The 22,704-nt window shown below is 36.4% G+C and carries 24 protein-coding genes and 1 pseudogene; 8 read left to right on the top strand and 17 right to left on the bottom strand.

Annotated elements, in window-relative coordinates; genetic code table 11:
- Positions 1-30: 30 nt before the first annotated feature.
- The 3 genes from MSWH1_RS19745 to MSWH1_RS17660 all read right to left on the bottom strand — a co-directional run bounded on the left by MSWH1_RS19745 (position 31) and on the right by MSWH1_RS17660 (position 2,734).
- On the bottom strand, positions 31-441 hold the full coding sequence (locus MSWH1_RS19745; RefSeq protein WP_197073934.1) for a hypothetical protein: 411 nt from the start codon (positions 439-441) through the stop codon (positions 31-33).
- Between the two features lie 651 nt (positions 442-1,092).
- Entirely contained in the window at positions 1,093-1,566 is a 474-nt protein-coding gene (locus MSWH1_RS14565) for a hypothetical protein (RefSeq protein ID WP_052722715.1), read from the bottom strand.
- A 52-nt stretch (positions 1,567-1,618) separates the two neighbouring features.
- Positions 1,619-2,734, bottom strand: a complete 1,116-nt coding sequence (locus tag MSWH1_RS17660; protein WP_052722716.1) for a M12 family metallo-peptidase — start codon at positions 2,732-2,734, stop codon at positions 1,619-1,621.
- A 433-nt stretch (positions 2,735-3,167) separates the two neighbouring features.
- Here MSWH1_RS17660 and MSWH1_RS14555 point away from each other — a divergent pair, with 433 nt between their 5' ends.
- A complete protein-coding gene (locus tag MSWH1_RS14555) occupies positions 3,168-3,983 on the top strand; it encodes a winged helix-turn-helix domain-containing protein (RefSeq protein ID WP_048129670.1) in 816 nt (271 codons plus the stop codon).
- A 38-nt stretch (positions 3,984-4,021) separates the two neighbouring features.
- Here the strand turns inward: MSWH1_RS14555 and MSWH1_RS14550 are convergent, their stop codons facing one another.
- The 3 genes from MSWH1_RS14550 to MSWH1_RS14540 form a co-directional block, all read right to left on the bottom strand.
- Positions 4,022-4,249: a hypothetical protein gene (locus MSWH1_RS14550; RefSeq protein ID WP_048129667.1), complete on the bottom strand. Its 228-nt coding sequence runs from the start codon at positions 4,247-4,249 to the stop codon at positions 4,022-4,024.
- 6 nt (positions 4,250-4,255) lie between these two features.
- The gene (locus tag MSWH1_RS14545; protein WP_231591810.1) at positions 4,256-4,744 is read right to left on the bottom strand and encodes a hypothetical protein; all 489 of its coding nucleotides are present in this window, start codon (positions 4,742-4,744) and stop codon (positions 4,256-4,258) included.
- 313 nt (positions 4,745-5,057) lie between these two features.
- Positions 5,058-6,113 (bottom strand): hypothetical protein, encoded by a 1,056-nt coding sequence (locus MSWH1_RS14540; protein WP_048129665.1) that lies wholly within the window; start codon positions 6,111-6,113, stop codon positions 5,058-5,060.
- 434 nt (positions 6,114-6,547) lie between these two features.
- Here MSWH1_RS14540 and MSWH1_RS14535 point away from each other — a divergent pair, with 434 nt between their 5' ends.
- Positions 6,548-7,366, top strand: a complete 819-nt coding sequence (locus tag MSWH1_RS14535; protein ID WP_048129663.1) for a winged helix-turn-helix domain-containing protein — start codon at positions 6,548-6,550, stop codon at positions 7,364-7,366.
- Between the two features lie 725 nt (positions 7,367-8,091).
- Here MSWH1_RS14535 and MSWH1_RS14530 read toward each other — a convergent pair.
- Both MSWH1_RS14530 and MSWH1_RS17655 read right to left on the bottom strand, forming a co-directional pair.
- Positions 8,092-8,520: a hypothetical protein gene (locus MSWH1_RS14530; RefSeq protein ID WP_231591809.1), complete on the bottom strand. Its 429-nt coding sequence runs from the start codon at positions 8,518-8,520 to the stop codon at positions 8,092-8,094.
- Between the two features lie 412 nt (positions 8,521-8,932).
- Positions 8,933-10,006 carry a hypothetical protein gene (locus MSWH1_RS17655; protein ID WP_052723188.1) on the bottom strand — a complete coding sequence of 358 codons (1,074 nt, stop codon included), beginning with the start codon at positions 10,004-10,006 and terminating at the stop codon, positions 8,933-8,935.
- A 434-nt stretch (positions 10,007-10,440) separates the two neighbouring features.
- Between MSWH1_RS17655 and MSWH1_RS14520 the strand changes: the two genes are divergently transcribed.
- Entirely contained in the window at positions 10,441-10,920 is a 480-nt protein-coding gene (locus MSWH1_RS14520) for a hypothetical protein (RefSeq protein ID WP_231591807.1), read from the top strand.
- A 39-nt stretch (positions 10,921-10,959) separates the two neighbouring features.
- Here MSWH1_RS14520 and istB read toward each other — a convergent pair whose 3' ends face one another.
- Complete coding sequence (gene istB, locus MSWH1_RS14515; RefSeq protein WP_048129661.1) at positions 10,960-11,733, bottom strand: IS21-like element helper ATPase IstB; 774 nt, start codon at positions 11,731-11,733, stop codon at positions 10,960-10,962.
- Positions 11,730-12,974, bottom strand: a complete 1,245-nt coding sequence (gene istA / locus MSWH1_RS14510; RefSeq protein WP_048129659.1) for an IS21 family transposase — start codon at positions 12,972-12,974, stop codon at positions 11,730-11,732. The genes istB and istA overlap by 4 nt, the downstream gene beginning before the upstream one ends.
- Before the next feature lie 97 nt (positions 12,975-13,071).
- Between istA and MSWH1_RS14505 the strand changes: the two genes are divergently transcribed.
- Positions 13,072-13,461 (top strand): transcriptional regulator FilR1 domain-containing protein, encoded by a 390-nt coding sequence (locus MSWH1_RS14505; RefSeq protein ID WP_231591806.1) that lies wholly within the window; start codon positions 13,072-13,074, stop codon positions 13,459-13,461.
- 337 nt (positions 13,462-13,798) lie between these two features.
- Here the strand turns inward: MSWH1_RS14505 and MSWH1_RS14500 are convergent, their stop codons facing one another.
- Positions 13,799-14,713: a YcdB/YcdC domain-containing protein gene (locus MSWH1_RS14500; protein WP_231585420.1), complete on the bottom strand. Its 915-nt coding sequence runs from the start codon at positions 14,711-14,713 to the stop codon at positions 13,799-13,801.
- 13 nt (positions 14,714-14,726) lie between these two features.
- Complete coding sequence (locus MSWH1_RS14495; RefSeq protein WP_048129656.1) at positions 14,727-15,419, bottom strand: hypothetical protein; 693 nt, start codon at positions 15,417-15,419, stop codon at positions 14,727-14,729.
- Positions 15,420-15,853: 434 nt separating this feature from the next.
- Between MSWH1_RS14495 and MSWH1_RS20345 the strand changes: the two genes are divergently transcribed.
- The 3 genes and pseudogenes from MSWH1_RS20345 to MSWH1_RS14485 all read left to right on the top strand — a co-directional run bounded on the left by MSWH1_RS20345 (position 15,854) and on the right by MSWH1_RS14485 (position 18,377).
- Complete coding sequence (locus MSWH1_RS20345) at positions 15,854-16,306, top strand: hypothetical protein (RefSeq protein WP_231585421.1); 453 nt, start codon at positions 15,854-15,856, stop codon at positions 16,304-16,306.
- 51 nt (positions 16,307-16,357) lie between these two features.
- The gene (locus MSWH1_RS20340; RefSeq protein ID WP_231591804.1) at positions 16,358-16,672 is read left to right on the top strand and encodes a transcriptional regulator FilR1 domain-containing protein; all 315 of its coding nucleotides are present in this window, start codon (positions 16,358-16,360) and stop codon (positions 16,670-16,672) included.
- 231 nt (positions 16,673-16,903) lie between these two features.
- Positions 16,904-18,377: pseudogene (locus MSWH1_RS14485) on the top strand (IS1182 family transposase).
- A gap of 319 nt (positions 18,378-18,696) precedes the next feature.
- Here the strand turns inward: MSWH1_RS14485 and MSWH1_RS14480 are convergent.
- Together MSWH1_RS14480 and MSWH1_RS14475 are read right to left on the bottom strand one after the other, a co-directional pair.
- Positions 18,697-18,888 (bottom strand): hypothetical protein, encoded by a 192-nt coding sequence (locus MSWH1_RS14480; RefSeq protein ID WP_048129654.1) that lies wholly within the window; start codon positions 18,886-18,888, stop codon positions 18,697-18,699.
- Positions 18,889-18,982: 94 nt separating this feature from the next.
- Complete coding sequence (locus MSWH1_RS14475; protein ID WP_048129652.1) at positions 18,983-19,621, bottom strand: hypothetical protein; 639 nt, start codon at positions 19,619-19,621, stop codon at positions 18,983-18,985.
- A gap of 434 nt (positions 19,622-20,055) precedes the next feature.
- Here MSWH1_RS14475 and MSWH1_RS14470 point away from each other — a divergent pair, with 434 nt between their 5' ends.
- Positions 20,056-20,871: a winged helix-turn-helix domain-containing protein gene (locus tag MSWH1_RS14470; RefSeq protein ID WP_048129651.1), complete on the top strand. Its 816-nt coding sequence runs from the start codon at positions 20,056-20,058 to the stop codon at positions 20,869-20,871.
- Positions 20,872-20,902: 31 nt separating this feature from the next.
- Here the strand turns inward: MSWH1_RS14470 and MSWH1_RS19375 are convergent, their stop codons facing one another.
- From MSWH1_RS19375 to MSWH1_RS20975, 3 genes are all read right to left on the bottom strand, one after another.
- Positions 20,903-21,391: a hypothetical protein gene (locus MSWH1_RS19375; RefSeq protein ID WP_156148202.1), complete on the bottom strand. Its 489-nt coding sequence runs from the start codon at positions 21,389-21,391 to the stop codon at positions 20,903-20,905.
- Between the two features lie 386 nt (positions 21,392-21,777).
- A complete protein-coding gene (locus MSWH1_RS14460) occupies positions 21,778-22,368 on the bottom strand; it encodes a hypothetical protein (protein ID WP_082088168.1) in 591 nt (196 codons plus the stop codon).
- A 12-nt stretch (positions 22,369-22,380) separates the two neighbouring features.
- A complete protein-coding gene (locus tag MSWH1_RS20975; protein WP_369798609.1) occupies positions 22,381-22,584 on the bottom strand; it encodes a matrixin family metalloprotease in 204 nt (67 codons plus the stop codon).
- Positions 22,585-22,704 lie beyond the last annotated feature (120 nt).

Below are 22,704 nucleotides of genomic sequence, written 5' to 3'. Positions count from 1 at the left end.
TTGTTAGAAAATAACTGGATAGTCACCTTCTCAAACCGTATATACCATTATCAGTATTGGATCCTCATTTTCCGAATCTATATCTATGACAGCGGTGCTCCAGCGATGTAAGGATACTGGAATGTTTTTCTCTTCAAACTCATTATCCAGTGTAATCTTGAATGTATATTTTTTCATTCCAGTAGAATATTGAAGACCGGACGGTTTTGCTTCTGAAGCCCTTTCACCAGGATAAAGCTTGTATGATTCTTTGAATATGGAACTGTTGTGTGAGTCCAATATTTCTACAGTTACTTCATGGGTCCCTGCATCATTATTTCTGATTTCAAAAAAATTAGGTAAAGCCGGACCACCCAGAAGAAATATCAATGCATAATAACCCAAAATTGCAACTATGGGTATGATCATCAAGAAGAGAAGTATTTTTCTGATATTTTGCATTTGAAATTCCTCTATAATAGAAGGAGATTAGTAAATCTCCTTCTTAGCCAGTATTCGTTTTGTGGATAATTCTTGTTACTCTGCGAATATATTCCTGTTGATTTCTCGGATACCATTGATCGGCAAATTTGGAATACGATCAATCAGCAATTTTATACCGAGATTATCCCAAAACCAATTTTGTTCCTATCCCAATAAGAATTTTAGAACCATTTCCAAGATAAGGAACTCAAATTATTTTTTGGAAGTAGATGTTTTGAGTCAAATATTGGTTTTTGGGGGTTTGCTCACCTACAACTGAAGACTCAGTTGTATATGCCATATTTACTGTACTCCAGCACGAACTGCACCATATATTTGTTCCAGCATAAGCCCATGCATAGTTCATAGATTACACAAAATGCAAGAATCAATATGAAATTCATTGGTCATCGGTTAAGGAGTTTTCTTGCCCGAAAGCTATCGATTTTGTACCATAAATCGATCTCAAACTTTGCCCTCTTTTCCTAAAATCGATACTCTGCTCCAGCCTATATTATATTAAAATTTTAGATAACTGTTGTAGAAATAGGGCAATTTATTATGGTTTCTTTCTTAACCGAAGACACATGAGATGAAATTTTGAGTTTAGCTTTCCCATGCTTCAGCAGGTTACACGGTTACTATTCCCATACTTATTGGAGAGTTGGAATCCTTCACTTCATCTATATCTATAACCACTGAATTCCAAGGATGTGGGAGTATTCTGCAGTTATCTGTGATTTCATTATCTAAACTAACTTTAAATTCATACACTCCCTCTGCCCAATACGTATATTTTCCTTTGGACCACGGCATCGACCATCGAAGCAGCAGCCATGATGATTTGGGTTGTGCTATATGCTCTTCGGGAGCCAGTTCATACGTTTCTTTGAATATAGATTCATTATACGAATCAAATACTTCAACTGTTATTTCGTGACTCTGAAGATCATTATTATATACATAAAATAGAGGTGCTGGAGGTCCAACCAATAAAAATGGGAAAACAACGAAATAGCTCAGCAAAATCAATATTAAAATTCCTAAAAAAATGAGTATTTTTCGATAGTTTTTAATATTTATACCTCCGTAAAAACTTGACATATGACTTTTTTCAAGTGAGAAATATTAAAAAGAGGGATTTACCCCTCAGTATTTAATTCCATATACCGTTCTCTACAACGCTATTGCATGAACTGCACCATATGTTTGTACCGCCATAAGCCCATGCATAGTTCATAATACACTCAGGATGTTCGTATGCGAAGTAACCTCCGTCATCAGCATCGAAATTATGGGAAACTTCATGCTGAACAATGCTATCATGCGACCAATCTACACCATCTGCAGTGTCCGCACATATAGCAAAAGGTCCATTTGTACTAATATCACATCTAAAAGCTCTGCCATTATTGTCCATGTTATGTGTCCAGCCAATCACCATATCATTCTCAGAGTCTCTTACCCAGCCAGTATCTTCTTTTAAATCATAAAGAGCAGACTGAGTGCTATCGGCCGGATTGACATCACTAGCATCCCAATAATTCCAATACCAGTAAACATTAACTCCAATGCCGAAATTTTCAAATCTATACAATGCATTGTGAGTATCCTGAGTAATAGCTTCTGTTGGCCTATGTCGTGAATCTGTTGCTACAAAAACGTATTCGTTTATGATTCCATTTATTGCATATGGGTTTACACCGACAGATAATGTGGAAAATAAAGTATCTCTTGTAAGATCCCCCATCTCTATTTGCATTTCTTTTTCTGAAGCATCGGTTTCTAAAGTCAATGTTCCACTCTCAACCAATTTATTTGCTTCTTCTTTGGGAAGAGCATAACCATTGACAACATCAATTTTAGGATTTGCCGGATCTACTCCATATTTTTGGATGTATTTTTCTCTGGCCCCATCTATTATGGCAAACATCTCTTCATGGCTTATCATCAGATCATAATCGTCTCCTTCTTTAAAACCTTCAGGAGGTTTGCCAGTCTCACTTGCTATAACTCTCAAGTTACTGTCCAAAATAGTTAATTCTAAGTAGTAAGGCAGTTCATTATTCGCAAAGTCCAAATCGTTTTCAGTTATATTGTATTTTCTATAGAGATCTTTTAGTTCGACTTCGGTATAGCTTATGCTATTCTCTGTTATAACTTTATTAGAATTTTCATCAATATGTCCACTTACTGCTGGCACAAACACCATGCCTACCAGCATCATTGCAGCAAATAGTGAGCCAATCCAAAATTTTCTGTTTGCAATCATTCTTTCACCTCGTGATTTTATTCCCGAGGCAAGAACAGACAAATCTTAAGTACTCTTAAAGCTATCATTTCCTTGCCTCAGGGCATGTGAAGTTCAAATGTGCTCTGGAAAGTTTGTTTGAACTTCACATTCAAAAATATCTCATAATATTCTCCTATACATTTATTACGGTGATGAATTTTTCATCAGCCTGATTAACATTCATTAAACCAATCATTTTTTTCATCAAAAATAACGAAATTTCAGAGCTCTAACTGGCGTCAGAAATTCGATCTTACTTTTAGCAAATAATCTTGAGGTTATTTTCTTCACTAAACCATAAAATTAACAAAACGACAACAACATGCATATCCCAACAAAAGAAAAGAATATATTATGTCAAAACAATTTAATAAGAAAATGAGGAAAAAATCTGTAGATGTGGCGACCGGAAATGAACGATTTTGAAATTTATAAGAAGATGGATGATGACGTTCAGGCAATATACAGGTCAAGACTTTTAACAGAGATGCTTCTATCATTAAACGGGGGCAGCAAAAAGCTTTCCCATCTGCGTGAGATTACCGAGAGTACATCCCAGGCAATCATTCCAAAACTAAGAAAACTCGAAGCGGATCATCTGATAGAAACAAAAGAACATGAGTATTTCCTGACTCAAACGGGAATAATTGTGGCTTCAGGAATAGCTGACTCTTTTGTAACATTTTGGACGATTAATAAGTTTAAGCATTTCTGGTTGAGACATTACCTCGAAGGAATTCCAAGTCCTCTGTTAAAAGAAATAGGATGTCTTTATGAGTCTGAAGTCCTCAAGAATCGAGGCATGAAGATCCTTAATGTCTACAATAACCAGTTAAGAATGCTTAAAGAAGCAGATCATATATACGGTATATCGTCCGTGGTAACCAAAGGATATGCTGATTCTATTTCTGAAAGAGTAAAAGAAGGAATCTCTATTGAGCTTATAGTTCCTTTTCATGTTGCAGAAGAATTGAAGCAATCACCTTACGTAGAAAAACTAGCCGCATTGAAAAGTTATAAGAATTTTAAGTTAATGCTTATGAATGAAGATATAAAAGTTGGGCTTATTGTTACAGATAAACGCCTTTCTCTGAATCTGTACAAAAAAGAAGGCGTTGAGTACGACATAAGCACAGGACTATTCAGTTCTGACTCGAAGGCCATTGAATGGGGAGAGAGGCTTTTCTGGTATTGTAAAGGGAAGGCAGACTTCACAAAATTTCAGTGATGTAGAACTTGTTAGAAAATAACTGGATAGTCACCTTCTCAAACCGTATATACCATTATCATTATTGGATCCTCGTTTTCCCAATCCATATCTATGACAGCGGTGCTCCAGCGATGTAAGGATATTGGAATGTTTTTCTCTTCAATTCCGTTATCCAGTGTAATCTTGAATGTATATTTTTTCATTCCAGTAGAATATTGAAGACCGGACGGTTTTGCTTCTGAAGCCCTTTCACCAGGATAAAGCTTGTATGATTCTTTGAACATGGAACTCTAAACAGTAGAAGTATTTTGATTTATTTCTGTAACCGTCTCAACGACTACTTCTTTTTCTTCATCAACCAGGAAATCTACTATCTTGTTTCCAGACTGAATTCTCAAAGCGGGAGCACATCCTGGGCCATCATAATTCTCAGACGTTGGATGACAGGAATAAGTCACTCCCATTATTGTCCCTCCTTCCTGAATTAACTGTCTCGCACGGTTGTCTTTGAGTGCGATTTTAGCTATATTAGAAGCATCTGTTTTGAGCCATTCTGACTCCGATTCGTCATAAGGTGGAAGTACTTCAATCACAGAGTAATTAATATCTAAATTATCTACTCCTTCGCTTACAGATGTATTAGTACTATCTGATGTCTGAGAAGAATTCTCAATCGATTCTTGGCCTATACATCCAGCGAAGCTACAGATAAGCAAAAAAATAGTCAGGAAAATAACTTTAAATTTATTATTTTTAATACAAAAAGAGTCTGCGAACAAGTTCTTTTCTTTTATATATATTCCTCCTTATTTACCTTATTCTTTAATTTTTTGATCGTGCGTTAGTAGTTGGTTGATATTTTGTCTTTGAGTATTTTGCTTTTAGTTGCATGTGTTTTCTAAGCTTACTGTGTATAGGAAATTGAGTGTACATAAAGCAGAAAATGAGGGCGGAAAGAGAATATGTGAGCACTCTGGAAAACATCAACTGATTATTGTTGGACCTCCAATTTTTTGGGAGACAAAATAAAATATAAAAGATAATGGTATAATTTATATCTGCATTATCTTTTATATTTTTATATAGCTTTAATCATGTTTTCAACTTAACTTGAGATGATGAATAAATAACAACATCTAGTCCAGTAATAGCAGAAGGTATACCAGAACCATACCTTTCATCCCAAGAAACGGTGACTGTGTTATCATCTGTATCCTTGAACAACATATTGTAGAAAGTTGTATCACTTGGCAAATCAGCATTATCATCTACATTATATGTTTCCAGCGTTGTGAACACATCGAGGTTTGTATCATCAGCATCTGTAGAATAAATATACACCAAGTTGTTGTCCGTAACATCTTCAAAGCCGATGTACCATCTGTTATGATAATCATCCCATAGCATAAGACCTTCAATCGTGTCACCAACATCGACATTAATCCTAGAGCTATGGAAAAAAACACCATTTGCACCACTCCATGATGCACCCGTCCATCGATCACTACCGGCCTGATTCCACTCTAAAACTGGTTGAATGATCCCACTTTCGCCATAAGGTTCAATAGCATTAAAAAGGAAGTCTACTACATCATCGTCTGGATTTGAAGGTTCTGAAGGAACAGTCCAGTATGCTCTAAACATTGAAAGATCATCAATATTTCTATCGACAGAGTACTCAATCCATCCATCAAAAGCTGGAATTGTTTCAGTTTTCTTATTGCCATCATTGATTATAGTAAGGATTCTTACTCCGTTATTGTGAACATTAGTAATGTTTCCTTTTGTATTAATCTCAGATCCAGATGGGATTTCAAACACATGCGTTGCTGCTTTCATTCCAGATGGTGTAGAAACATTACCAGATTCTTCATCAATTGCAAAGAAAGACTGTTTCCCCTCAGAATCAAAAACGGTAGTTTTTCCATCAGATGAATAGTGAACTATTGATCCATTTTGAATATTGTGCAATAAATTATCGTTGTTAACACTAAATTCAGAATTAATAACTTTCTTTTTGCCGGAATCATTGAATTTCAATAGCGATCGTTGAAAATCGTTTTCTTCAGCTGCACATACTGCCGGCGTAAATGCAACGCCTAATATTAGCATTGCTACAAGCAGCGTTCCAAGTTTATTTTTGTTCATTTCTTTTAACCTCTTTACTTTACTCCAGAGGCAGAATCAGGCAAACCTTAAGTACTCTTAAAGCTATCATTTCCTTGCCTCAGGGCATGTGAAGTTCAAATGTGCTCTGGAAAGTTTGTTTGAACTTCACATTCAAAAATCTCTCTTAATCTTCTCCTATACATTTATTACGGTGATGAATTTTTCATCAGCCTGATTAACATTAATTAAACCAATCCTCTTTTTCATCAAAAATAACGAAATTTCAGAGCTTTAACTGATGTCTGAAATTCGACCCATTTTTAACAAATAATCTGGAGACTCTTTTCTTCACTAATCCATAAAATTAACAAAACGACAACAACATGCATGTCCCAACAAAAGAAAAGAATATAAGATGTTAAAACAATTTAATAAGAAAGTGAGGAGAAAATCTGTAGATGCGACGACAAGAAATGAATAGCTTCGAAATTTATAAAAAGATGGATGATGACGTTCAGGCAATATATAGATCAAGACTTCTAACAGAGATACTTCTATCATTAAACGAGGGCAGCAGAAAGCTTTCCCAATTACGTGAAATTACCGGAAGCACGTCTCAGGCAATAATCCCAAAGCTCAGGAAACTCGAAGCGGATCATCTGATAGAAACAAAAGAACATGAGTATTTCCTGACATCAGCAGGAAAAATTGTGGCTTCAGGAATAGCTGACTCTTTTGTAACATTTTGGACAATTAATAAATTTAAACATTTCTGGTTAAGACATTATCTCGAAGGAATTCCAAATCCTCTGTTAAAAGAAATAGGATGTCTTCATGAGTCTGAAGTCCTCAAGAATCGAGGCACGGAAATCCTTAACGTCTACAACAACCAGTTAAAAATGATTAAAGAAGCAGATCATATATACGGCATATCATCCGTAGTAACCGAAGGATATGCCGATTCTATTTCTGAAAGGGCGAAAGAAGGAGTCCCTGTCGAGCTTATAGTTCCTCTTCACGTTGCAGAAAAATTGAAGCGATTACCTTATCTGGAAAAAATAGAAGCACTGAAAAATTATGAAAACTTCAAATTAATGGTTATGGATGAAGATATTAAAGTGGGACTTATTGTTACGGATAAACGCCTTTCTCTGAGCCTGTACAAAAAAGAAGGTATTGAGTACGACATAAGCACAGGCCTGTTCATTTCTGACTCGAAGGCCATTGAATGGGGAGAGAGGCTTTTCTGGTATTGTAAAGGGAAGGCAGACTTCACAAAAATGCAAATATAATTTGCAGAAATTCAGAATCCCTGTAATTCTAAAATATTTGTGATTGAATCTGTGATAACCCAAAAAGCAAAAAAAGAGATAAAACTCCTTTGAAAATATTAGTTCAATCACTTTTTTCAAGATTTGGTAAAATCCAATACAGCGTCTATTTTTAAAGCATACAAAAAGAGTGGGAAAGCGAGATGGGCATCGATCAAAGGGAAAATTGGCACATCGCCCCTTGTTTAGGAATGATTCAAATATAATATCAAGAGATTTTGTTGTCAAGAATAGTTATTGTGGGAAATGAAACTATAGATCAATTCCCAAACTGAAATTTATAAGTTATATTTTCATCATTCCTTAGTTAGATTTGAAAATCATTCTTCTGCTGATAGCTTTCAATAACTAACTTCCAGATCCATATGCTGAAAAACTGAGGAACCAATCCACCCGGGCTGCGGCGTTGTACGGACTTTAATGCCATTAAAACCAATGTCTCTGCCGGAGCCTCGGAAGTTCGGAAGGCTTACACTCGCCGGATTATCCGAACCTTGGTAGGAAAATACTTCCTGGATAACGATATAGCATTTGGAAGTTGAGCATTAATGGCGGGGCCAGTCTTAAAATTACTGAAAAGCTTGCAAAAAAGAAGCTTGCAAAAAAGAAGCTTACAAAAAACAGGAATAAACTACTTCAAAATAGGTTTTATGTGAGTCTGACCCCATTTTTCAATTTTTCCTTTTTTACGTCATTTCTGTAATGGACAAATTGAATTCTCCACTTTCATTGATTAGTTCAAAGATTACAGTGTTTGTAAGGTGTGGAGTTGAATAATAGATTACTGACATATTTTCAGATACAATATGGTAATGATAATCCCCGGATGCGTAGTGCAAATACCCATCTTTAAATGGGTTTGACCATTTTAGTAAAAGCTTTTTTGGTTTTTCTACACTTACAGTTTGTCCTGAATTGAGCTGATAATCTGTTTCTTCAAAATACTCTCCATTATATCCAGTAATTCTGACAGTTGCATTATGTGGGTGTTCATCATAATTCTTGATTGTATAAAGTGGTTCTATCGTCGTGAACGCCAATGGTGCTATAATAAGAAACATCATAAAGAAAAAGAAAATTAAAACTACTGCCATTATTTTATTAAATAGATTCACCTTATCACTCCTTTGTAAAGTAGCAAAATAACAATTTTTGTTGTTCTGTATATATGCGAAAATACTTATCCAGCTAGAAAATATCTCCTTTTGTAAGATGAGAACATCAGGCCAATTTTACGTTATATAAAAAGTATTCAAGCATATTGCCTAAATAGAGAATTCGGACTTACGCACTTAAGAGATAAAATCAAGTACAACAGACGTTGAAGCCAAATCCATATTTTGCACAGTTGAAGGTTTAATGCTATTGATTTCCAGTTCAACCGCGTAAGTCCTAAGAATGTTATTAGAAATTGTTCAAATGAAATAGCGGAGACACTTGTGTCGTGTCAATCGTATAATTTCGTACATATCGGTCACAATTTGTCCATAATTATTTGAAGTTAAAGATTGACAGACACTAGAGCCATTAATTTAATATTCCATACTGTACATCGTTTGCACAACCTGAGCACCAGAGGTTTACGCCACCGTATGCCCAGTTGTAGTTCATAATACATTCATAATGTTCATAGACATATGTTCCCTGGTCTAAAGCGCCAAAATTGTGCGAAATTTCGTGTTGTACGATGCTATCATGTGGCCAATCCACTCCTGCTGCTTGAACTGCGCAAACACTGTACGCCCCGTCTCTATATGCGCGTCCGTTATGGTCAAGCAGATCTACCCATCCAAGAACAATATCATTGTCACTGTCCCTTATATATGAACAATCTTGTTTTAGATCCGCAAGAACATCTGAAGAGTCATATGAAAAATATACGTCACTTGCATCCCATGTGTCGTAATGCCATACTCTGTACACATCTATTCCGAAGTTTTCGAACCTTTCACTACCATCTATTGTATCTTGGTAGTATGATTGAGTTGGTTCATGAACGCTGTCTATTGCTGGATACACATGCACATATATTTTATCATTTACTTCCTTTGGATTATCGGAAACTGACAGTAATAAGCTGTCTGTAACAGCTGATGACACAGATGAATCAGACAACTCAATGGAACCGTTCTCTACAAGTATTTTTATTTCTTCAGTTGGAATCGCTTTACCATCCACAATATCTACTTTTGGATTTGACGGATCAACACCATATTTATCAAAGAAATCTTTTTCTGCCTGTTTAACGATGGTAAGCATTTCAGATTCGCTTATTATTATGTCATAGTCTACACCTTCTTTCATATTCTCAAGTGGTTTACCATCTTCAGTAACTATAACCTTTGTATCACCATGTAGAACTGTTCCATTCAAGAAGTTAGGCAATTCTCCCCTTGCGAATTTCACATCATTTTCCGTGATGTCATACTTTTCATATAGAGCCTGGAGTTCCGATTGGGTATAATCAAAGTTGCTTTCATTTTTTGTAGTTTGGCTAGAGCTCAATTCAATGCTCGAACTCATTGCAGGTATAATTGTTGCACCAATAATTAACAATGCAACAAATAGTGTACCTATTCCAAATTTCAGATTTGCTCTCATTTATCTTTACCTCTTTTTGCTACTCCAGAGGCAAGATCAAGCAAGCTTTAAGTATTCGCAAAGCTATCATTTCCTTGCCTCAGGGCATGTGAAGCTCAAATATGCTCTGGAAGGTTTGTTTGAACTTCACATTCAAAAATCTCTCTTAATCTTCTCCTATACATTTATTACGGTGATGAATTTTTCATCAGCTTGATTAACATCCATTAAACCACTTCTCTTTTTCATCAAAAATAGTAAAGTTTCATAGCTCTAATTGACGTCAGGAATTCGATCTTACTTTCAGCAAATAATTTGGAGATTATTTCCTTCACTAAACCATAAAATTAACAAAAAAGTAGCAACATACGTGTCCCAACAAAGAAAAGAATATATTACGTCAAAACAATTTAATAAAAAAGTGAAGAAAAAAATCTGTAGATACGGCAACAAGAATGAATCATTTCGAAATTTATAAGAATATGGATGATGGCGTTCAGGCAATATACAGGTCAAGGCTTCTAACAGAGATACTTCTATCATTAAACGAGGGCAGCAGAAAGCTTTCTCAACTGCGTGAAATTACCGAAAGTACATCTCAGGCAATAATTCCAAAGCTCAGGAAACTCGAAGCAGATCATCTGATAGAAACAAAAGAACATGAGTATTTCCTGACGTCAGCAGGAAAAATTGTGGCTTCAGGAATAGCTGACTCTTTTGTAACATTTTGGACAATTAATAAGTTTAAGCATTTCTGGTTGAGACATTACCTCGAAGAAATTCCAAGTCCTCTGTTAAAAGAAATCGGATGTCTTTACGAGTCTGAAGTCTTCAGGGATAAAGGTACTAAAGTTCTTAATGTCTATAATAACCAGTTTGTCAAGGCCGGTTTACTTTTCCTCACATTAGCCGGTATAAATTTCCTCATATGCTGATATAAATTTTACTCAATTTTTTAAAAGTTTACTCTAAAATCACTGATACATATTTCCCATTTTTATTCCCTGTTTTTTCCTTTCCTTTAGCCTGTAACTCTCTCCTTTTATGTTAATCGTAGTAGAATGATGGAGTATGCGATCCAGCACAGCAGCCGCTATTACTTGATCCTGGAATATCTCTCCCCATTCTCCATATGACTTGTTTGATGTCAGGATCGTTGAACACTTTTCATAACGTCTGGAGATTAGCTGAAATAAGCAGTGAGCTCCTTCTTCGTCAAATGGGAGATATCCTATTTCATCAACTATCAGCACTTTATATTTCATCAAGTCCCTGAGTTTCTTTTCAAGTGTTCCTTCTGTATTTGCTAATTTCAACCTTTCAATAAGGTTTCCTGTATTGGTAAAGTAAACCGAAATTCCTGCTTTTACCGCTTCAATTCCAAGAGCAATTGCAAGATGCGACTTTCCAACGCCAGGAGGACCGAGCAAAACAACGTTTTCTGCATTATGAACAAATCTCAAGGTTGCAAGGTCTTCTATGACTTTTTTATCAATAGATAACTGAAACTCAAAATCGAATTCGTCAAGCGTCTTTTTCACAGGAAAAGCTGCAATCTTCATCCTTCTCTCAATTGCAGCAGCTTCTCTGCGTTTCTTTTCCTGTTCAAACAGATAATCAAGGACTTCCATTGTTGTCTTGCTGTCTCTTGCAGCAATTTCAAGGTAGTTGTCAAAGAGCTCTTCAATAGTATTCAGCTTCAGGTACCGCAGGTTACTGTGAAGTCTCTCATAGCTGAAGTTGTTCATTCAAAACCACCTTCACTGAATGTTTCATAGACATCAAGAGACCTTTTTTCAACTTCGGGATCTGAGAACTTCAACGGAATCTGTGAGCCTTTTTTGCATTTTGAGTTCTCTTTAAGAATCTCACTCAGTAGACCCTGGAAATGTTCCTTTTTCCTTGAAACTCTACAGTTACCAGGAAGGATTTCATGTTCACAGACTTTCTCATGATCAACATAAATCTCTAATTTTCCTTCAAATATTCGAAGTTCTGCAGTTCTTCCTGCAAACCTGTAAGGAACAGAATACTTATTTCCAAGGAACGAAATATAACAGTCTCTGGAGACCTTTCTGGTCTCCTTATGGACAACTTTGTAAGGAGGAACCTGATCCAGAGGGCTCAGGTTCTCCTCCTTAAAGCGTTCAAGAGGGATTTGATAGGTTGTTCCGTGGACAGTTGAATTTACCCTTTCTAACCACCTGTTAACTTGGCCGTTCAGGTCTTCGAGAGATGTAAACCTTTTTCCAAGGAAGAAATCCCTTTTGACATACCCTACCATATTTTCAATTTTGCCTTTTGTTTGAGGCCTGTAAGGCCTGCATAACCGGGGAACAAAACCAAAGCATTTAAAGAAATCCTCAAACTGTGAGTTCCATTCAGAATCTGATGATTTTAATGCTCTTTTGATAACAACCTGTTTCATGTTATCGTATAGAATCTCCTGTGTAAATCCTCCAAAGTACTCAAAAGCATTCAGATGACACTGGATAAGAGTTGGAGTGTCTATGCTCAGTGTAAATTCAACATATCTCATTCTGGAATATCCAAGAATCATGTTGAAACAAAAGAGTTTCTTTACCTTTCCATCAACCTCAACTGTTCCTAACTCTCCCCAGTCAACCTGAGCCTGGACACCTGGTTTTGTTTCATAGCGGAGTACGGCAGGGATTCCCTGCTCAGGTCGGACTTTTTGTACGAAGTCCTTGACTATGGTTTTTCCTCCATCAAAACCCATTTCTTTGATTTCCCGATAGAGGCGAGCAGCAGTATAGGGACCTTCTTTGAGTTTTTCTTGTATGTAAGGTTTGAAAGGATCAAGCTTGCTCTTTCTTCCAGAACGTTTCTGGGGTTCGGGCAAGGTTTTCAGTCGGAGATATTTCCTCACAGTTTTCCTGTCAAAGCCTGTTTGTTTGGCGATTTCACTGATGCTAAAGCCTTGTGAATACAAATCTCGTATCAATAGCCATTCCTCCGTTTTCAGCATTATTTAGGATCCTCGAGCTTTTCTCAAGGATTGGAAATTGGGGAATTTTAATCCGGCTAAAATGAGGAATTATTCACCGGCCTTGACACAGTTAAAAATGATTAAAGAAGCAGATCATATATACGGTATATCGTCCGCGGTAACCGAAGGATATGCCGATTCTATTTCTGAAAGGGTGAAAGAAGGAATCCCTATTGAGCTTATAGTTCCTCTTCATGTTGCAGGAGAGTTGAAGCTATCACCTTACGTAGAAAAACTAGCCGCACTGAAAAATTATGAAAACTTCAAATTAATGGTCATGGATGAATATAGAAAAGTTGGGCTCATTGTTACAGACAAACACCTTTCTCTGAGCCTGTACAAAAAAGAAGGTATTGAGTACGACATAAGCACAGGCTTGTTCAGTTCTGACTCGAAGGCCATTGAATGGGGAGAGAGGCTTTTCTGGTATTGTAAAGGGAAGGCAGACTTCACAAAATTTCAGTGATGTAGAACTTGTTAGAAAATAACTGGATAGTCACCTTCTCAAACCGTATATACCATTATCATTATTGGATCCTCGTTTTCCCAATCCATATCTATGACAGCGGTGCTCCAGCGATTCAGAGATACTGAAGTTGAGCTGATCCCAAAACTCAAGATCTCTTTTCTAAACCTCATGTTCTGAAAATCAATGAGTTTCTGATTATGAAAAAACTTTGGTAACTATTCAGAGTATAGTTAGCGGCGCTCCATTGAGCACCGCGAGAACTCTGAATAGTTACATAGAAATAATCACATACTTTCATGCCAAAGAGGAACAAAAGATTAGAACTCTTTCGAATTTAATTTCTTGAATAATCAAAAAGCAACATTTCTCCTGAATGTGCGTCAAACCATACTGAAGCAGGTAAGTCATCGTCCTTTGCAAAACTTGAATCCATGAATCGGATACACCATGCCAGATGAGTTTTATCTTCATCGTCCTCTTTCCAGACAAGATTCGATGAAATAATTTTTACAGTACTTGCTTTTTCTTCTCCTATAGGTGGCTCGTTACTCATGAATTCTTTGAGAATCTCAACTGCTTTTTCATCCGTAATGCTTGGTTCAGTATCAATGAGTGCTATCTCTTCCTCATTCATAGACCATCTTTTGCGATAGCTTGAAACTTCGCCTGTTTCTGCATTGATCCTGAGCTGTATTCCATCAGAAACAGAAGGTATTCCCCTGATAATTCTTGCGTAGCTAATTCTGTAGGTTCCAGGGACATCATCAGCATTAGGTCCTATGTAGTTTACATGTTCAAACTCAAGATCATTAATTTTATCTGCTGAAACCCTGGATTCGATATATTCTTCTGCTATTTCCAGAGCAGCATCTTTGCTTATATTGTCTCTGCCCTGTACATTCTTTGATCCATCGTATACAAAAAGTTGTTCTCCATTAGAGGCATCTATTCCTGAAAAGATGCTTTTTCCATTAGTTGTTTTTGAGCTTACTCGCCAGATTATCCCAAAATTTTCATCATCAATCAATTCTCCATTGATAGATTCATCGGTTACTTCCGAATTTTCTGAGATTAGCTTGTTTTTTGCATCCTCAAAACTGATATTTACGTCTGCAATTGAAGGATCAAGGTATTTTGTTTGCTTTGCATCTTCTTTCGTAAAGATTATTCCTCCATCTTCAGAAGCAAAAGCCACAAATATTGCACTTGCCAGTGCCAAAGTCAAGATTAAAATTTGACCATATTTCATAATCCTCTCTCCTTTAAGTTCTTAAACACAAGTTTGAATTTCCTATAAACCTGTTATCGGCAACATCTGTTGAATAGTCAAATTCCTCTTCTACCTCGTCTTCCGCATAGGCGGCGGCTTCATAAACAGTGACATCAGTGAAAGTAGCTGCATCAAAGAATACAGAAGAAAAGCGGGAAGAAGCTAAGGTGCGAACGCTGCCTTTAAACCCAAAATAGGTATCAAAACCGTTGTTAATAAACGCGTTTCCTAGATCTGTGTATTTTGCAGAGTAACATGCCCCTGCAAACATGAACCCTCCGTCTCTTTCGTCCATCCAATTGTTCACCCCCGTACTAGATAGACCGCTATCATCTTTGAATATTAAATAAGATGTATCAAAAACTGTTCCACCATGAGTTTCGATTAAAACAACATTCACATCAGTTGTATCATCAAGTAAATTGATACCGTTTACAAAATCTTGAGCACTCGCAGATCCGGACGTCCTATCTGCAATTAAAATTATATCAGGAATTAAAAAAAGATCATTTCTGATTTCGGTAAATCTTGCATTGATGTAATAAATTTCATACTCTATAAGATCTCCAAATTGGGTTCGTCTTCTGTCTAACATAGCATCCGGATCCGCAGAAGCTGGCGCAGCAAACAAAAGTAGCAATAAACAAATTGTATATAATTTTAAATTCGTTCTTTTTCTACTCATTTCTTATTTACCTCGTGATTTTACTCAAGAGGCAAGATCAAGCAAGCTTTAAATATCCACAAAGCTATCATTTCCTTGCCTCAGGGCATGTGAAGTTCAAATATGCTCTGGAAGGTTTGTTTGAACTTCACATTCAAAAATCTCTCTTAATCTTCTCCTATACATTTATTACGGTGATAAATTATTCATCAGTCTGATTAACATTCATTAAACAGATTCTCTTTTTCATAAAAAATAACGAAATTTCAGAGCTCTAACTGATGTCTGGAATTCGACCTTACTTTTAGCAAATGATTTGTATATTTTTTATCACTAATCCATAAAATTAACAAAAAGATAGCAACATACATGCCCCAACAAAAGAAAAGAATATATGATGTCAAAACAATTTAATAAGAAAATGAGGAAAAAATCTGTAGATGTGGCGACCGGAAATGAACGGCTTCGAAATTTATAAGAAGATGGATGATGACGTTCAGGCAATATACAGGTCAAGACTTCTAACAGAGATACTTCTATCATTAAACGAGGGCAGCAAAAAACTTTTCCAGTTGCGTGAAATTACCGAAAGCACGTCTCAGGCGCTAATTCCAAAGCTCAGGAAACTCGAAGCAGATCATCTGATAGAAACAAAAGAACATGAGTATTTCCTGACGTCAGCAGGAAAAATTGTAGCTTCAGGAATAGCTGACTCTTTTGTAACATTTTGGACAATTAATAAATTTAAACATTTCTGGTTGAGACATTACCTCGAAGGAATTCCCAGTCCTTTATTAAAAGAAATCGGATGTCTTTACGAGTCCGAAGTCCTCAAGGATAAAGGTATGAAGATCCTTAATGTCTACAACAATCAGTTAAAAATGCTTAAAGAAGCAGATCATATATAAGGTATATCGTCCGTAGTAACCGAAGTGTATGCTGATGCTATCTCTGAAAGAGTGAAAGAAGGAATCCCTATTGAGCTTATAGTTCCTCTTCATGTTGCAGAAGAATTGAAGCAATCACCTTACGTAGAAAAACTAGCCGCATTGAAAAGTTATAAGAATTTTAAGTTAATGCTTACGAATGAAGATATTAAAGTGGGACTCATTGTTACGGATAAACACTTTTCTCTGAATCTATACAAAAAAGAAGGCATTGAGTACGACATAAGCACAGGTTTGTTCAGTTCTGACTCGAAGGTCATTGAATGGGGAGAGATGCTTTTCTGGTATTGCAAAAGGAAGGCAGATTTTACAAAAATGCAAATATAATTTGCAGAAATTCAGAATCCCTGTAATTCTAAAATATTTGTGATTGAATCTGTGATAACCCAAAAAGCAAAAAAGAGATAAAACTCCTTTGAAAATATTAGTTCAACAGGCTGTCTCAAAACTATACACGATCGTACATTTGGGTAAGAAATATCGAAATGCTTATCTTCTTTAAAAATAATTATTTCTTAAAAAGTATACTTTTCAAGAAATTAATACCAGTGTTTCACCATGTTCAAAAGGTACGATCAAAAGCAGCAATTTTTACTTCCATTTAACTTGGAAGAGTTTGTTCCTGAAAATCATATTGCCAGAGTGCTAAACGACATCATAGATCTCGTTGATATTAGTGATATTGAATCCACTTATTCTGAGGAAGGTTGCCCTGTTTATCATCCTCTACTTCTTTTAAAAATCTTACTTTATGGGTACCTTATAAACATCAGAAGTTCACGCAAGATAGAGCTAATGACCCAAACTGATACTGTTTTTATGTACCTTGCAGCCATGCAAAAACCAGATTTTCATACAATTTGTCGATTCCGTTCAACTCATCTTGATTCGATTAAAGAAATCTTTTCACAGGTTGTCACTTTTTGTAAGGAAATGGATCTGATTGGTTCCAGTATTTCGATCGATGGAACAAAGGTTAAGGCAAATGCTTCTCCAAGACAAAGTAAGAGTTCGGAAGCTCTCGAAAAAGAGATTAATAAGATTCTCAGGGAAAGCATTGAGATCGATAAACAGGAAGACGAAATGTATGGTGATTCGACACCATACCAGATGCCTGAAGAACTGGTTGACAAGAGGAAAAGATTAGAAAAAATTAAAGCTGCTAAGAAAAAGCTTGACGAAGAAAAGTTAACCAAAATAAACATCACAGACAACGACGCTAGAATTATGAAGCATAAGGATGGGAGCAAAAAACCGTCCTATAATTGTCAGGTTGCTGTTGATGAAAAGGAACAAATAATCGTTGCAGCAGATGTTGTCATCGAAGAAAACGACTTGCATCAGATTGAACCAATGATAGAAAATATAAAGGAAACACTGGGATGTAAACCGACAATAGTGCTGGCAGATGCAGGTTATTTCTCGTACGATAATGTAGAATTTTTACTCAATGAACAAATTGATGCTTATATTCCCGACAACTTTTATGAAGTTGAGAAAAGAGGAAAAACCAAAAAGTTCAGGAAATCCCTCTTCACTTATGATGAGATAAAAGACTGTTATTATTGCCCTGCTGCATTTGAAATCCCATTTACAAGAATCCAAAAAAGGGATAATGAACCCGATTTACGGTATTATGTCTGCAAGTATTGTTATCTGTGTGTGCTGAAAAATGCATGTACTGAGAGTAAAAGTAGGACAATATCAAGAGATCCTAGAGAGTACTTAATGGAAGATATGAGGGTTAAACTGAATACAGAAGAAGGAACGGAACAGTATAAGAAAAGAATGTGTACTGTAGAACCTGATGAAACAGGACAGAGGATTAAGGGAATTTCTTTTGAGAGGAAAAAGAAAGACCAAAATTGAGTTTGTTATGATGTGTACTGTACACAACGTAAAGAAAATAGCAGATTTCGTGAAAAGAGAAGGTAAAAGCCTGAAGGAAATTCTAAAAATGATAACTGGGGGAGGAAATGAATGCAGGGATAAATGGGGAATTACAGTAGGAAAGGCAAATAAGCTATGTTGATCTGTGAAAATTGAACTCTTTTTGTCGAAAATGAAACAAAAGTAAAAACTGAAATGGGATATTACCCAATTGTAGAATTCAAAAAGGTTTTGATACAGCCTGATGAGAAGTATTTTTCTGATATTTTGCATTGTAACCCCTCTATTAATAGAAGGAGATTTAACAATCCTCATCATAGCCAAACATTTATTTTTGTATTCGACGAGTTGAAGTGATAATCCTACAGTTTTATTGGCACTGTGTCGATTTTGCCTAGTTTGTCTTATTATGTGATGAAGAGCCAAAATTTTACACACATCTTTTAGAATTTACTCAAGTATCATCTTTTGTATGCATATTTTAGCTCAGTAGCAACTATTCCTGCAAGTACTCCTATAATAAGTCCGATTGCGTAAGCTACTAAAGCAAAGCCCGCTTTTGCGTTTACCTGCCATACATCTATTTCGTATGACATGAGTGGAATTAGAATAAAGACAAAAACAAGCAGTAGTTTCCAGATAATCTTATTCATGCAACTCCATCCAAAAATTGTTAGGCCGAATATCTGCACGATGAGATATATTCGATCAGTATAATTCGATACGAAGTCCAAAAATTGTGTTAGATCAGAAAACTACAGTATAATAATGTGATCCAATCTTCACGGATATGTTTTGGACCCCAGGCAATGCAATTTTCGCTAAATTCGTCCAGCTTATGAACACATCAAGGCTTCCATCAGGGTTAGATTCTTCCCATTCTACGGCTATAATTACGCCATCCATTGCAATCGCAAATGCTGCCAGTACACCCGCTGCTTCAGGCTGGAAAATTGCAATAATCGCAGCAATGCCATCTATTATTACCATACTTCCGTCTCTTAATAATACATTATCCCTTGGTCCAAAATGGAAATGAATACCGCTGCTATCAGTCCAATAATACGAATCCTTACCGAATGAAACAGTTGATAATGTCCCATCAGCATTTACTTCATATACATCGAACTTCCAAACTTGTTTTCCGTCAACTTCATCCTGCCACTGTTTAACATAGAGTTTTTGCTGTGTCCCATTTTCATGCGGCACTGTCGCATAATACTCTTTTCGATCTTTCTCATCTACGACACTATTAATTTTTATGCTATCAAGCTTCTCAGATGCGTTGATGTCTGCCTGTGCGTTCACAGCCGGCACAAACGCCATACTCGCAATCAATATTGCCGCAAGTAGTGCACCAATACCAAATTTTCTGTTTGCAATCATACTTCTACCTCGTGATTTTATTCCCGAGGCAAGAACAGACAAACCTTAAGTACCCTTAAAGCTATCATTTCCTTGCCTCAGGGCATGTGAAGTTCAAATATGCTCTGGAAAGTTTGTTTGAACTTCACATTCAAAAATCTCTCTTAATCTTCTCCTATACATTTATTACGATGATGAATTTTTCATCAGCCTGATTAACATTAATTAAAACAATCCTCTTTTTCATAAAAAATAACGAAATTTCAGAGCTCTAACTGATGTCTGAAATTCGACCTTACTTTTAGCAAATAATCCGGAGATTCTTTTCTTCACTAATCCATAAAATTAACAAAACGATACCTATATACATGCCCCAACAAAAGAAAAGAATATATTACGTCAAAACAATTTAATAAGAAAGTAAGAAAAAAAATCTGTAGATGCGGCAACAGGAAATGAATCGTTTCGAAATTTATAAGAAGATGGATGATGACGTTCAGGCAATATATAGATCAAGACCTCTAACAGAGATACTTCTATCATTAAACGAGGGCAGCAAAAAGCTTTCCCAGCTGCGTGAAATTACCGAAAGCACGTCTCAGGCAATAATTCCGAAGCTCAGGAAACTCGAAGCGGACCATCTGATAGAAACAAAAGGACGCGAATATTTCCTGACATCAGCAGGAAAAATTGTGGCTTCAGGAATAGCTGACTCTTTTGTAACATTTTGGACAATTAATAAATTTAAGCATTTCTGGCTGAGACATTATCTCGAAGGAATTCCAAGTCCTCTGTTAAAAGAAATCGGATGTCTTTACGAGTCTGGGGTTCTCAAGGATAAAGGTATGAAGATTCTTAATGTTTACAATAACCAGTTAAAAATGATTAAAGAAGCGGATCATATATACGGTATATCGTCCGTAGTAACCGAAGGATATGCTGATTCTATTTCTGAAAGAGTGAAAGAAGGAGTCACTGTCGAGCTTATAGTTCCTCTTCATGTTGCAGAAGAATTGAAACGATCACCTTATCTAGAAAAAATAGAAGCACTGAAAAATTATGAAAACTTCAAATTAATGGTCATGGACGAAGATATTAAAGTTGGGCTCATTGTTACGGATAAACGCCTTTCTATGAATCTGTACAAAAAAGAAGGTGTTGAGTACGACATAAGCAAAGGTTTGTTCAGTTCTGACTCGAAGGCCGTCGAATGGGGAGAGAGGCTTTTCTGGTATTGTAAAGGGAAAACAGATTTTACAAAATTTCAGTGATGTAGAAACTTGTTAGAAAATAACTGGATAGTTACCTTCTCAAACTGTTTCTATCTTTACCGGTTTCTATCTTTACCATTGTCGTTATTGGATACCTGTTTTCCCAATCTATAACTATGATAGCTGTGCTCCAACAGTGTAAAGGTATTGAAACATTTGCTTCATCAGTTCCATTGTCCAGTGTAGTCCTGAATGTATATTCATTCATCCCGATCTGTCGGACCCATATAATTTCTCCACTTCTTTCAAGGAATACCAGTTTATTCGAGCAATTTTCTTTCGGAATAATATATACGTAAGTGTGAGTCCGGTTAACATCAACTTCCTGAAAATCACTAATTCCACATGTGTTTATAAAGTCCATTATTTCTTGATTCCCCTCCATGTTCATGTGTCTTGCACAAAAAAACCCAATACTGTCACCATATCCGGGGGGAAAGGGAGAGGGTTCAGCAAGTGCAGGCATGACTATTTCGAAAACCAGAAGGAAAGCTATGAATAGCCTCATTCTTTGTTTCATGTTTCTTAGCTCCTGAAAAATGAAAAGAGGTTAATATATCGATTCTAAAAAGTTTTTTTACTGGTTGTGCTCTGATAATAAACCACGAATAAACACAAACGTACGCAGATAGCTCGAATTCATATTTACATGTCCATCATGTTTTTGTAGAAATCGACCAATGTACCGATTTAAAAGTACTCTCAAATTTGATTCCCTTGCCCTAGGCATATCAAGTTTGAATTGACACTACAAATGTTCTTATAACCCCTATTCAAAATGTTTATTATGTTATTCAAACGTTTATTTTCACGATGGATTATCATCAGTTTGATTAACATTAACAAAACTGATTAACTTCCACCAAACTTAAAAAATAAAAGGGACTTTTGTACCCTCTTTGAATTTTACTTACTTTCTTGGATAACTTCACGCAATTCTCGTAAGGAGATATTCTGGTACTCTTCCATCACTTTCGGTCTGATCGCGTGATCGTCCACTATTTCGAACTTTCCATGTGCCCAGGAAGTCACCCTGAAGTGCTCCCCACCAAGATTTTTGGTAAAGGGGTCCTCTGTAGTCAGGAAAAGAAGAACCTTTTTACCAGGTTCGAATTCCGCTTCATCTGTAACTATAACCCTATCTTCACCTACCTTACCCCCCATTACTCTAACGGTTATTTCCTCTGAAGGTTGTGGGTTCTTAAGGTATTCTTCAACTCCTATAATGACATCTGTATAAATGCGCTCATCATAGACTATTGTCGGCCTTTTACCATCTACAGTCGTCCATTTCCCTGAAAGTATCTCTTTGACTTCCCCTATAACAATCACATCTGATTTATTTGCCAGATAGGAGTTGTTCAGCACGCGAGCATCCCATTGTCCTTCAGAATAAATTGTGACCGGATCCGCAGCCTTTCCATCCATGAAGGTTAGTGCACCTCCCACCACGAAGAATAGGAACAGTATGCCAACTAGTGTATTTTTTGTGTTCATCTTACCACACCCTTAATAGATATAGTTAATCCCATCAATATCGTCCTGTGACAATGACCTCACCGACCCATCATAAATCCAAAGCATAACTGTACCATCAAGATATGTATCTCCCAACGATAGCCAATGACCAAACTCGTGCAATGCAGTAGTTTGGATATCGTAAGGTGGGTACGACGAGCTAGAAGAAGTGGTCCAGCTTAGCGCACTATTAATATCTGTAACAGCCCATTGAATGGAAGATTCGTAAGGTGCTATAGATGCGGTTGCACACGGTCCGTCACTTCCAAGGTTTGTCCAATCAACTTTAGAAGTAATTTCCCATGAATCGTAGTT

This window comes from Methanosarcina sp. WH1, from assembly GCF_000970005.1.
Lineage (GTDB): Archaea > Halobacteriota > Methanosarcinia > Methanosarcinales > Methanosarcinaceae > Methanosarcina.
This window is presented reverse-complemented; position numbering and strand designations above follow the sequence as displayed.